12 protein-coding genes are annotated in these 12,963 nt (G+C 33.7%); 11 read left to right on the top strand and 1 reads right to left on the bottom strand.

Going from position 1 to position 12,963, the window contains the following annotated elements; all coding sequences use genetic code 11:
* From nrdG to RWM24_RS00430, 7 genes are all read left to right on the top strand, one after another.
* Window positions 1–561: an anaerobic ribonucleoside-triphosphate reductase activating protein gene (gene nrdG / locus RWM24_RS00460; protein WP_314110549.1), complete on the top strand. Its 561-nt coding sequence runs from the start codon at window positions 1–3 to the stop codon at window positions 559–561.
* Between the two features lie 72 nt (window positions 562–633).
* Complete coding sequence (locus RWM24_RS00455; protein WP_314110548.1) at window positions 634–1,785, top strand: MFS transporter; 1,152 nt, start codon at window positions 634–636, stop codon at window positions 1,783–1,785.
* Window positions 1,786–2,069: 284 nt separating this feature from the next.
* Window positions 2,070–2,960 (top strand): ribosome small subunit-dependent GTPase A, encoded by an 891-nt coding sequence (rsgA, locus tag RWM24_RS00450; protein WP_314110546.1) that lies wholly within the window; start codon window positions 2,070–2,072, stop codon window positions 2,958–2,960.
* Window positions 2,961–2,982: 22 nt separating this feature from the next.
* Window positions 2,983–3,627 (top strand): ribulose-phosphate 3-epimerase, encoded by a 645-nt coding sequence (gene rpe / locus RWM24_RS00445; protein WP_314110544.1) that lies wholly within the window; start codon window positions 2,983–2,985, stop codon window positions 3,625–3,627.
* A 14-nt stretch (window positions 3,628–3,641) separates the two neighbouring features.
* A complete protein-coding gene (locus RWM24_RS00440; protein ID WP_314110543.1) occupies window positions 3,642–4,316 on the top strand; it encodes a thiamine diphosphokinase in 675 nt (224 codons plus the stop codon).
* Between the two features lie 168 nt (window positions 4,317–4,484).
* Window positions 4,485–4,766 carry a DUF6110 family protein gene (locus tag RWM24_RS00435; RefSeq protein WP_314110541.1) on the top strand — a complete coding sequence of 94 codons (282 nt, stop codon included), beginning with the start codon at window positions 4,485–4,487 and terminating at the stop codon, window positions 4,764–4,766.
* Window positions 4,766–6,823, top strand: coding sequence for a heavy metal translocating P-type ATPase (locus RWM24_RS00430; RefSeq protein ID WP_314110539.1), 2,058 nt, complete (start codon window positions 4,766–4,768; stop codon window positions 6,821–6,823). Before RWM24_RS00435 ends, RWM24_RS00430 begins: the two co-directional genes overlap by 1 nt.
* Before the next feature lie 43 nt (window positions 6,824–6,866).
* Here RWM24_RS00430 and rpmB read toward each other — a convergent pair whose 3' ends face one another.
* The gene (gene rpmB, locus RWM24_RS00425) at window positions 6,867–7,055 is read right to left on the bottom strand and encodes a 50S ribosomal protein L28 (RefSeq protein WP_006703478.1); all 189 of its coding nucleotides are present in this window, start codon (window positions 7,053–7,055) and stop codon (window positions 6,867–6,869) included.
* 263 nt (window positions 7,056–7,318) lie between these two features.
* On the opposite strand from rpmB, the gene RWM24_RS00420 reads away from it, so the two are divergent.
* From RWM24_RS00420 to plsX, 4 genes are all read left to right on the top strand, one after another.
* Window positions 7,319–7,681 carry an Asp23/Gls24 family envelope stress response protein gene (locus tag RWM24_RS00420; RefSeq protein ID WP_227930892.1) on the top strand — a complete coding sequence of 121 codons (363 nt, stop codon included), beginning with the start codon at window positions 7,319–7,321 and terminating at the stop codon, window positions 7,679–7,681.
* 34 nt (window positions 7,682–7,715) lie between these two features.
* Window positions 7,716–9,395, top strand: a complete 1,680-nt coding sequence (locus RWM24_RS00415) for a DAK2 domain-containing protein (protein WP_314110536.1) — start codon at window positions 7,716–7,718, stop codon at window positions 9,393–9,395.
* A 311-nt stretch (window positions 9,396–9,706) separates the two neighbouring features.
* A complete protein-coding gene (gene recG / locus RWM24_RS00410; protein WP_314110534.1) occupies window positions 9,707–11,758 on the top strand; it encodes an ATP-dependent DNA helicase RecG in 2,052 nt (683 codons plus the stop codon).
* On the top strand, window positions 11,751–12,752 hold the full coding sequence (gene plsX / locus RWM24_RS00405; protein WP_314110532.1) for a phosphate acyltransferase PlsX: 1,002 nt from the start codon (window positions 11,751–11,753) through the stop codon (window positions 12,750–12,752). The genes recG and plsX overlap by 8 nt, the downstream gene beginning before the upstream one ends.
* Window positions 12,753–12,963 lie beyond the last annotated feature (211 nt).

The following is a 12,963-nucleotide window of genomic DNA, read 5'->3' as shown; positions in this document are numbered from 1 at the left end:
ATGAAGTTTCCAAAGCCGGGAGAATGGACAAGTGATGAATATTCTAAAGGGAAAATTGCTAGTTATAAGCCTTATAATTTTGTAGATGGAGAAGGAGTACGTTGTTCTTTATATGTGAGTGGCTGTTTATTTGCCTGTGAAGGTTGTTATAATGTTAAAGCACAAAATTTTAATACAGGAATTCTTTATACAGAAGAATTAGAAAAACAAATTATTCAAGACATTGGAGCTAGTTATTGCCAAGGATTAACTTTATTAGGTGGAGAACCTTTTTTAAATACGCAAGTATGTTTGTCTCTTGTTCGTAAATTACGGAGTGTGTATGGGCATTCTAAAGATATATGGTCATGGACTGGATATACTTGGGAAGAGCTACAGTTAGAAACACCTGACAAAAAAGCATTGCTACAAGAACTCGATATTTTAGTAGATGGACGATTTGATATAACAAAAAGAGATTTAACATTGCAATTTAGAGGAAGTTCGAATCAAAGAATTATTGATGTACAAAAGTCTTTACAGGATGGACGAGTTGTTTTATGGGATGGATTAAGAGAATAGGAGAATTTTACTGGTACTTGACGATTCTTAGCATCATTCAGTAAAATAAATACTAATGTTTTTTAAGGAGTTATGTATATGAAGTTATCTACTATTTCAAAATTTTCATTAGTGAGTATTTCGACTTTATTAATGTCTCATTTGGCGATTTCTCCAGTACTACCTAAATTATATGAGTATTATCATGGGATGAATCCAGAACTAGGATTGGCTTCTGTCGAAAGTTTAGCGACGATTCCGGCAATGATGATTACGATTTTTGTGTTAATTAGTAATTTTGTCATGAATAAAATTGGAAAAAAGAATACAGTACTATTAGGGATTGCTTTAATTATTATTTTTGGACCTCTTCCAGCCTTTTTAACGAATTTTAAATTAGTGATGATTAGTCGAATGTTGTTAGGAGCAGGGATTGGATTATTTAATTCTCTGTCTATTAGTTTGATGAGTGACTTTTTTGAGTCGGATGAAAAAGCAACAATGATTGGGATGAGAACAGCTTTCTTAAATATTGGGAAAGCACTAACGACATTTTTATCAGGGTACTTATTGTTGTTTGGAGAACGTGCGGTATTTTTAACTTATTTAATTGCGATTCCAATTTTCCTATTATTTTATCAATATGTTCCAAATACTCCAGTAGAACAACGTGTTAAGAAAAAAGGAAACATTCGTTTAGCGACCGTTATGTTAACACTTCTAACATTTTTAGTAGGAGTGAGTTATATGGGATTAACGATTAAAATTCCATCGCTTATTTTAACGCATTATCAATTAGAAGTGGCTTTATCTCGTAATTTATTAACGATTTTAGCTCTCAGTGGTACGATTGCTGGCTTTATTTTCGGAATGTTATTGAAAAAAGTTGGAGATTTAACATTGCCGATGATGCTACTTAGTATGGCTATTGGTAGTTTAATCTTTATTTTCTTTAAACAGATTGTTTTATATTATGTAGCGAGTGTTTTAATTGGGGTAAGTTTTGTAGGTACAATGTCGTTTATTTTCTATTTTATTTATAAAATATTTGAAAAAGAAGAGATTAATTTAACAACTAGTATTGTGTTAGTTGGAGGGAATATTGGGGTGATTTTAACTCCGGTTATTATGACGAAACTCCCTGAATGGTTGAATTGGAATCCGTTTATTGCTCCATTTTATATGGCGAGTGCCTTTATGGGTATCGTTGCAATGATTAGCGGATGGTATTTATATAAAAAATAATTTTTTGAAAAAGAGTTTATGATAGTAGTATTAGGACGCCAGCAGCCTTGCTGTGCAAGTCTCATGGCTAAAAATTGAGCCTAGGTCTCAATTTTCCCTGTGATAGTATTTGTAAGAACAGATACTATCACTCATACTACTATGAAAACTCTTTTTCTCTAGCCTCAAGTATGAAAAAATTCTAAAAGAAGTTGAGATTTCAAGATGAATTCGAGTAGAAAGCATAGCAATTTCTTTGGAAAATCTTTATAATGTAACTGATAACAAAAAAAGAAGGAGCGATTATGCCTCAAGGAAAAATTATTCGAGCCTTAAGTGGCTTTTATTATATCGAGTCCTCTCATCAAATTTATCAAACTCGAGCACGTGGAGTTTTTAGAAAAAGAGGGCAGTCTCCATTAGTAGGAGATATTGTGGATTTTACAAGTGATACTCTGGAAGAAGGAGTATTGGAGAAAATTCATCCAAGAAAAAATTCTTTAGTTCGTCCGCCTGTTTCAAATGTAGATATCGGCGTAGTGGTAATGTCCGCTGTGGAACCGGATTTTTCAACGAATTTAGTGGATCGGTTTTTAGTCTATTTAGAAGGAATGGAAATTCAACCAGTCTTACTGATTACAAAGGTAGATTTATTAACTTCAGCACAATTACAATACTTAGAAACAGTGAGGAAGAAATACCAAGAAGTAGGATATGAAGTATGGTATTCTTCAGAAGTAAAAGAACACCAAAGTGAATTTTTAGCTTCTTATAAAGGGAAATTAGTAGTCTTTTTAGGACAATCTGGGGTTGGAAAATCAACGATGTTGAATCAATTAATTCCAGAGCTAAATCAAGAAACTGGAGAAATTTCTAGTGCATTAGGTCGAGGAAAACATACGACTAGACAAGTTTCTTTACATGAAGTAGAAGAAGTTTGGATAGCTGATACCCCTGGGTTTAGTACGGTAGACTTTATTGGAGTGGAAAAAGAAGATCTTCCACATTTATTCCCAGAATTTGAAGAATACTCTACTTATTGTAAATTTAGAGAGTGTTCTCATCAACATGAGCCTCAATGTGCTGTCATAAAAGCGGTAGAAGAAGGAAAAATTTGGCAAGAAAGATATGACCATTATCAAGATTTCTATGAAGAGATTAACCAAAGAAAACCAATTTATCAAAGAAAAAAATAATTGTTATAAAGGAGTCAGAAACATGAAAGTAGCACCTTCAATTTTAAGTGCGAATTTTGCAACACTAGGAGAAGACGTTAAAAAAGTAGAGCAATTAGGAGCAGACTGGATTCATATCGATGCGATGGATGGACAATTCGTTCCTAACTTAACACTTGGACCAAATATTGTAGAAGGACTTCGTCCCATTACAACATTAACATTGGATTGTCATTTAATGGTTCAAGAACCAGAACGTTTTGTAAAGGAATTTGCTAAAGCGGGGGCGGACTATATTTCAGTTCATATTGAAGCAACAAACCATATTCATCGTACATTACAATTGATTAAATCTGAAGGAGTAAAAGCAGGGATTGTCATTAATCCAGGAACGCCAGTTAGTGCGATTAGTGCTGTGTTAGGAATGGTGGACTTAGTATTAGTGATGACTGTAAATCCAGGATTTGGTGGACAAGCGTTTATTCCAGAAACATTAGATAAAGTAAGAGAATTAGTAGAATTACGTCATGAACAAGGTTACCATTATTTAATTGAAGTAGATGGTGGTGTAAATGGTAAAACTGCTAAATTATGTCGTGAAGCAGGGGTAGACGTTGCAGTAGCGGGATCTTATGTTTACTATGCAGATGATATTAAAAAAGCAATTGATTCTATTAAAGAAGCTTAAATGAGGAAATGGGTATGGAAATCATTGTAGTAATTGGGGGACCTTTGGAAGAAGGAGCTATACGACGATGGCTTCATCAAAAACTTCAACAAAAAGATAATCAAAAATTTCAATTTATTGGAGTAGATGGTGGCTGTTTGAAATTAATGTCAGAAGAGTTGCCGATTGATTTAGCAATTGGTGACTTCGATTCGATTTCTTCAGGAGATAAAGAAATATTAAAAAATTATGCTGCTAAAATGATTGAATTTCCTTCTGAAAAAGATTTTACAGATTTTGAAGAAGCATTAATGTGGGTTGCTAAGTCATATCCTCAGCAAAAGATTCATGTATTAGGTGCTTTTGGAGGAAGAGTGGACCATGCGATTAGCTGTTTATGGACTATGTTTCGTCCAGAATTACAAGCATTAATTCCTTATCTTTCGCTAGAAGATGAATGGAATCATATTTCTTTTTTAACTCCAGGAGAGTATGTCATTCATAAATTAGAGCATACGAAATATTTATCTTTTATTTCAACGGGATCTGTAAAACAATTAACGTTAAAACAGGTGAAATATCCTTTGAATCATCAAGATTATGATTTTCCAATCGCATTAATTAGTAATGAGTTTATCGATGAACAGATGGAAATTTCGTTTGAATCTGGTGGAATCATTGTAGGGCAAACAAGAGATTCGTGGAGATAAACCGTATCTATATCTACAATTTTAGGATTAATTCAGAAGTCGCTCTCGTATTTTCTTGACGGAATATGAGAGTGATTCTTTGTTTATTGTTGAATTTTTTACAAAAAACGGTATACTATATATGAGTCTATATAAAGACTTAAAAAAGTATAAAAATGGAGGACTTTTATGTTAAGAGAAGTATTTGAATTAGGAAAAATCGTTAAAAAAACGAGCGTTTTTGTTAGTGGAGTTGTGGTAGGTTCATTAGGCCTTAAAGTTTTAGCGAACAAAGATACAAAACATATTGCTGCAAAAGCTGTTGCTGTATCATATAAATTAAAAGATGGATTAGATGCAACAGTTTCTCAATTGAAACAACATGCAGATGATGTATTAGCTGAAGCAAATGACTTATATGCTGAAGAAAAAGCAGCTAACTTAGCAACAGTAGAAACAAGTGAACAATAATGAAAGTAATTATTAAGGCTCAATCAAAAAACAGAATGCGTTTGGAAGTGCCTTTTAGATGTACAGCTGCTGTTCAGTTGTATTTAGAAGAGGAAAAAAGATTATTTCCTGAAATTACGCAAATTGTTTGTTACAAAGATGAAAAACATATTGCATTTAGCTTTGAAACGGGACAAGAGTCAAAAGTTTATCGTTTCTTGGATCGTTTAGATGTATTAACCTTGAACGAAAAACAAAGAGAGTTTACAGTAGAAAAAAATGTCACACCGCTTGATATTGTAGCTTCTCATGTTTATCGTAAAATGGTGGCAAAAGTGCTTATTCCACAACCATTAAAAATTTTCTGGTTATTATGGAAAATGAAGAAATTCGGAAGAGCTGCATTTGAATCTCTTTTAGAAAAGAAATTATCCATGAGTATTTTGGATTTTGTAGCGATTGTAACATCGATGGCAATGGGAGATCATAAAACAGCTGATACGATTATGTTCTTATTAAATCTTGGAGATGATTTAGACGAATGGTCTCAAAAGAAATCCGTTGAAGATTTAGAGAAAAATCTAAAAAATAATATTTATGAATTATGGATTGAAAAAGACGGAGAACGATTCAAAAAATTAAGTCATCAAGTAGAAGTGGGCGATGTGTTTGTTGCTACTGAAGGACAAGAAATTTATTTTGATGGAACTGTTGTATCCGGTCGTGGATTTTTAAATGAAAGTTCATTAACTGGAGAAGCCTTCCCAGTATCTAAAAAAATTGGAGATACTGTTTTTGCGAATACAGTTGTGGAACAAGGTGAATTATTAGTAGAAGTTACAAATGCTGAACAAAATTCACGTTTACAACAAATTGTTCAATTGATGAAAACAAGTGAATTACATCAGTCGAAACAACAAAAACAATTATTAGAAAAAGCTGATGGATTAGTGAAATATAATTTCATTGGAATGGCAGTGACGTATTTATTAACTAGATCGGTGCAAAAAGCATTAACCTTCTTATTAGTAGATTATTCATGTGCCTTAAAATTATCATCACCAGTGACTTATTTAACAGCTATTAAAGCAGCTTCTACAAGAGGAATTGTTGTGAAAGGGTCTAGTTCGCTAGATGAATATCCAATGATTGATACGTATGTATTTGATAAAACAGGAACTCTAACAACAGGAATTCCAAAAATTCAAAAAATTATTCCGTATCGAGGATATTCTCAAGAAGAAGTATTACGAATTGCAGCATGTTTAGAAGAACATATTTATCATCCAATTGCCAGTGCCGTGGTGCAAAAAGCAGAAGATGATGGAGTCGAACATGAAGAAATGCATGGTAAACTAACGCATGTAGCTTCAAAAGGAATTTTATCTTCGATTGATGGTGAAAAAGTCGTAATTGGAAGTTTAGAATTATTGAATGAACAACATGTAGAAATTTCGAAAGAACAAGAAGCGGTAATTGAAGAGTATATTCAAAAATATCACCTATTATATTTAGGATATAAAGGCCAATTAATTGCTATTTTCTTAATTGATACACCATTACGTCCAGAAACGATTGAAGTGTTACAATCGTTAAAAGACCGTGGAAAGAGTATCATTCTATTAACTGGAGATACGAAGAAACGAACGGAATCTATTTGTTCGATCATTGACTTTGATGAAGTATATACAGAAGTAAAACCAGAACAGAAACATCAAGTGATTCAAGATTTACAAGATAAAGGTCATCGTGTCTTTATGATTGGTGACGGTCTAAATGATTCAGCTGCTTTATCTAAAGCAAATGTTGGTGTAGTAATGGCAAGTTCATCAGATATTGCTCGACAAGCTAGTGACATTGTGTTCTTAGAGGAAACATTATCAGGAATTCTTGTTTTAGACGATATTTCTGCACAATTGCAAAAGCAGTTAGGAAGAAACTTGAATACGACTGTATGGGTAAATACTTCTCTAATGGGCTTAGGATTGTTTAATCTATTAACACCAAGTACATTAGCTGTATTCCATAATTTAACAACAACGATTATTATCGGAAAGAGTTTTACTTATATTAAATAAAGAAAAAAGACTGGACAATGTCCAGTCTTTTTGTTTGTGTAAATTAAACGCGTTCTACTTTACCTGATTTTAATGCACGAGTTGAAACCCATACTTTTTTAGGCTTTCCATCGATTAAAACACGAACTTTTTGTAAGTTTGGTTTCCAAGTACGACGGTTAGCGTTCATAGCGTGAGAACGAGTGTTACCTGTTTCAGAACGACGTCCAGTGAAATAACATACTTTAGCCATGGTCATTCTCCTCCTTTAATTTAAATCATTGATCAGCTGATATAATTTTTAAACTAAATCATATACTTAAATAATTTATCATAGTTGGCGATAGAATGCAAGCTAGAGTCTAAGATAAAGTATAATTTTTTGTTCAATCCATTCTGATAGCGTATTTTCATGCATAAAAAGTTAGGTAAAATGAATCATTTATGATAAAATAATAGAGAATCATCGAACAGTCTGTAAAGATGGATTGTAAGAATTTTAAGGAGGTTACTAAAATGACAGTCAAAATTCAAACAGAACAAGGGTTAATTGAATTAAGCAATGAAGTTATTGCTACTGTAGTTGGTGGTGCAGCAACAGATAACTATGGAGTTGTTGGAATGGCCAGCCGTAATCATATTCGTGATAATTTAAATGAAATTTTGAAAAAAGAAAACTATTCTCGTGGCGTTGTGATTCGTCAAGAGGAAGAAGGTGTAGCTGTTGATGTATACATTATTGTAGGCTATGGCACAAAAATTTCTGCAATTTGTCGCAATGTTCAAGAACAAGTGAAATATAATTTAGAAACGATGTTAGGATTTTCTGCGAACACTGTTAATGTTTATGTTCAAGGAGTAAAAATCATTGAAGCGTAAGCTTTGATGGTGTGTCAGGAGGATATAAGAATCAATGGTAACAAAAAATATTATTACGGCTCAAGATTTTCGAGCAATGGTAGAAATTGGTGAAGCACGTTTAAGTGAAAATGCTGAATTTGTCAATTCATTGAATGTATTTCCAGTTCCAGATGGAGATACAGGTACAAATATGAGCCTTTCATTTAAGTCAGGTGCAGAACGTGTGGCAAATTCTTCGGCTCAAACGGTAGGAGAGTTAGCACAAGATTTAGCAAAAGGTTTATTAATGGGTGCTCGTGGAAATTCAGGAGTTATTTTATCTCAATTATTCCGTGGTTTTTCAAAAGCAGTTGAAGGAAAAGATAAATTAACAGGTGAAGATTTAGCAGAAGCATTCACTAAAGGGGTTGAAACAGCTTATAAAGCAGTGATGAAACCTGTTGAAGGGACTATTTTAACGGTTGCTCGTGAATCTGCTAAAAGAGGCGTTCGTAAATTAGAACGTTCGAATGATATTATTGAAGTGATGGGTTCTGTATTACGTGGAGCTCAAAAATCATTAGATAAAACTCCAGATTTATTACCTGTATTGAAAGAAGTTGGCGTAGTTGACTCAGGTGGTCAAGGTTTAGTATTTATTTATAATGGATTTTACGAAGCTTTAACAGGAGAAGCTACTCCAGTTCAAGCATTATCAACGAATAAAATTGATTTAAGTTCAGTTGCTCATCATGAAAGTGGTATTGATTATGAACATGCTTCTACAGCGGATATTCAATTTGGTTACTGTACTGAAATTATGGTACGTATTGGCGAAGGTGAAACAGTAGTGGATACTTTTGATTATGATACATTCCGTAATTACTTAAATGAATTAGGAGATTCTTTATTAGTTGTAGCGGATGATGAAATTATTAAAGTTCACGTTCATACAGAACGTCCTGGTGAAGTGATGAATTATGGTCAACGCTTTGGTTCATTAATGAAAGTGAAAGTTGACAATATGCGCTTGCAACATGAGGAAGTTTTAAAAACAGACTATACTGAAAAAGTAAAAGCAGTTGCTCCAAAAGCTGAATATGGAATTGTTGCTGTAGCTGCGGGTGAAGGAATCCATGAATTATTCAAGAGCATGGGTGTGACAACAATTATTAATGGTGGTCAAACAATGAACCCAAGTACAGAAGATATTTTAGCAGCAGTAAAAGAAGCTCATGCTGAAAAAGTGATTGTTTTACCAAATAATAAAAATATTTTAATGGCTGCAAATCAAGCTGCTGAAGTAAGTGAAGATGCAGAAGTAGCAGTTGTAGCAAGTAGAACAATTTCTGAAGGATTATCTTCATTATTAGCGTTTAATCCACAAGCAAGCCTTGAAGAAAATCAAGAAGCAATGACAGAACAATTGTCATTAGTGACAAGCGGTCAAATCACAAATGCCGTTCGTGATACTTCCATTGATGGCGTAGATATTAAAGAAAATGACTTCATGGGTATTGTAAATGGTAAAATTTTAATTAGTGTACCAGATCGCAAACAAGCGACAATTGATACAATTGCGAAAATGGTGAATGATGAATCTGAAATTTTAACAATTTTAGTTGGGGAAGATGTAGCATTATTTGAAGCCGAAGAAATTGTTTCTTATGTAGAAGAACATTTCCCAGATATTGAAGTAGAATTACACGAAGGTTTACAACCTGTATATGCATATTTATTAGCAGTAGAATAAAATATTAGAGAGACTGGATGGAAAACGTCCAGTCTTTTTGACGTGTTTTTGCAACTATAAAATTTCGTCATCGAAAACGTTCAAGCAAAAGAACTCGCCAAAATAGACAAGAATTTTCATAGTAGCAATATTATAGGGGAAATTCGAGACCTTAGTCTCGAATTTTAGCCATGAGACTCGCTTGCGAGGCTGCTGGCGACCTTGCTACTATGAAAATTTTTGTCTATAAATTATTAAAACAACAACAACAGTTGACAGCATCTCTTTTCCTCTCTAAACTATAAAAGAATAGAATGTTTGGAGGTGAAGAAATGGATAAAACAATATTTCAATCAGTAAGATTTTTATCAGGCGTCGGACCTAAACGAATGGAACCATTACATGACTTAGGAATTGATACTATTTATGACTTACTAACCCATTTTCCATTTCGCTACGAAGACCTTCAAGTAAGAGATGTTTCTACTATTATGGATCAAGAAAAAGTCACATTAGCAGGAATCATTGTAACTGAGCCAGTCATTCATTATTATGGATTTAAGAAAAATCGAATATCCTGTCGAATGGCAATTGGTGAACAAGTTATCCAAGTTTCATTTTTTAATCAACCCTATTTGAAAAATAAGTTAATCCAACATCAAGAATGTATCATTTTTGGAAAATGGGATGCAAAACGATCCACTTTAATGGGAATGAAAATTATTTCTACGAAAGAAGATATGGAAGAAACGTCCAATTTTGAAGCGGTATATCGAACGAATAAATCCATTCGACAAAGCACATTGTTGAAATTAATCCAAACAGCTTTACCGTTGTATAAAGAAAATATTCCAAATCCATTGCCTGCTTCCATTCAGAAAAAAAGACAATTACTATCGCATCCAGAAGCAGTGGAAGGAATGCATTTTCCAAAAGATGAACGTCATTCAAAACAATCTAGACAGCAATTAGTGTATCAAGAATTATTTTGTTACCAACTAAAATTACAAAGCTTAAAGAAGAAGAGATATCATGCTCAAAAAGGACAAAGTATTTTATATGAAAATGCAGCCTTAAAGGCGTTTATTCAAACTTTACCTTTTACATTAACAGAAGGACAAAAGAAAGTGGTCAATGAAATTTGTTATGACTTAAGAGCGCCTTATGAAATGAGTCGATTATTACAAGGAGACGTAGGAAGTGGGAAAACAGTTGTTGCTACAATTGCAATGGTAGCGACTGCTTTAACCGGAAAGCAAGCATGCTTAATGGTTCCAACAGAATTATTAGCAGACCAACATTACGAAACTATTTGTGCTTTAACGAAAGAAACAGAACTCAAAGTTGGAAAACTTACTGGAACAACAACACTTAAAGAAAGACGGCAGTTATTAGAGCAATTAGAAAAGGGAGAACTCCAACTCTTAGTTGGGACTCATGCTTTATTCCAGGAAGATGTCATTTATCATGATTTAGCGTTTATTGTCATTGATGAACAGCATCGATTTGGAGTGAAGCAAAGAGCACAATTAGCTCAAAAAGGTACAGGAGTAAATGTGTTGCAAATGACAGCAACTCCAATTCCAAGAACATTAGCCATTACAACTTTTGGAGAAATGGATACATCCATCTTAAAAGAAGCTCCTAAAGGAAGACAGCCAATTAAAACATTTTGGGTCAAAGAACAAGAGTTGGAAAAAGTCTATGATTATATTGAAAAACAAGTCCAATCAGGAAGACAAGCTTATGTGATTTCTCCTTTAATTGAAGAAAGTGAAAATTTAGATGTCCAAAATGCTACTGAAATTTATGAAATGATTTCTAAACGATTTGAAAATCGTTTGTCAGTAGGATTATTGCATGGACGGTTAAAAAGTGATGAAAAAGAAAATGTCATGAATGCCTTCCAAAAAAATGAAGTACAAGTACTAGTTTCTACAACTGTTATTGAAGTAGGTGTAGACGTACCAAATGCCACTGTAATGGTCATATTAGATGCAGATCGATTTGGATTAGCTCAATTACATCAGTTAAGAGGACGAGTTGGACGTGGTGAACATGCTTCTACGTGTATTCTCATTGCAAATCCTAAAACAGAGCAAGGAAAACAAAGAATGCAAATTATGTGTGAATCAACAGATGGGTTTTATTTAAGTCAAAAAGATTTAGAATTACGTGGGTCTGGAGATGTTTTTGGACTACGTCAGTCTGGAATTCCAGAGTTTAAAGTGGCTGACATTGTACAAGATTATGATATACTAGAACAAGCAAGAGAAGATGCTATTACATTTGTTATCGAAGAAGAGGACAGCGTAGCTTATAAAGAAATACAAGAATTTATCGAACAAACAAGTCGTGAAACGGAGGAAATTATAAATGGTTAGAATTGCCATTGATGCGATGGGTGGAGACCACGCTCCTAAAGAAATTGTAGCAGGTGCTATTCAAGCTGCAAAAGAATATCCAGAAAATGAATTTCAATTATATGGAGATCAAGATAGTATTCAAGCAGTGATGACAGAAACTCTGCCAAATATTAGAATTATTCATTGTAGTGAAAAAGTAACAAGTGAAGATGAACCGGTTAAGGCTGTTCGTCGTAAAAAAAATGCTTCCATGGTAGTTGCAGCTCAAGCCGTGAAAGATGGCGAAGCAGATGCTCTATTTTCAGCAGGAAATACTGGTGGATTACTAGCAAGTGGTTTATTAATTGTGGGTCGTATTAAAGGAATTGATCGTCCAGGGTTAATGCCAGTTTTACCAGTTGTTGGAAAAGAAAATCGTCAATTTATTTTAATGGATGTGGGTGCAAATGCTCAATGTAAAGTACAAAATTTAGAACAATTTGCAGTCTTAGGTTCTTATTATGCCAAATATGTATTAAAAATTGACAATCCAACAGTCGGTTTATTAAATAATGGAACTGAAGAAGGAAAAGGAAATGACTTAGTAAAAAGTGTGTATCCACTTCTTCAAGAAAATTCATCGATTAATTTTGTTGGAAATGTTGAAGCAAGAGAAATTTTAAATGGAATTATGGATGTTGTTGTAACAGACGGTTTTACGGGGAATGCCGTTTTAAAAACGATTGAAGGTACAGCTTTAACAATGATGAGTTTATTAAAGGAGAATATTTTAAATCAAGGGATTACAGGCAAATTGGGAGCTTTATTATTAAAAGGTACTTTCCGTTCATTAAAAAATACATTGGATTATTCTCAGTTTGGTGGGGCTGTTTTATTTGGATTGAAGGCTCCTGTCGTGAAGGCGCATGGTTCTTCTAGTGCAAGTAGTGTTTATTTTGCGTTGAAGCAAATTGATACGATTGTTCGAAGTGGCGTCGTGAAAGATTTGGTTGACTATTTTGAGGAAAATTAGAAATAGACTTTGCTATATAGTAGCTAAGGACGCAAGCAGCCTCGCAAAAGCGAGTCTCATTGCTAAACTTCGAGCCTAAGGTCTCGAAGTTTCCTGTGATATAATCTGCATTGCTGATTATATCACTTGAGCTACTATGCAAAGTCTTTTCTGTTTGGACGGATATTTATGAGAGAGCGTTTGAGAAGTAGACTTTGCGATATAGTAATAG

The organism is uncultured Granulicatella sp. (assembly GCF_963516875.1).
Lineage (GTDB): Bacteria > Bacillota > Bacilli > Lactobacillales > Aerococcaceae > Granulicatella.
The sequence above is the reverse complement of the archived record's forward strand: the minus strand, read 5'-3'. Positions and strand labels throughout refer to the sequence as shown.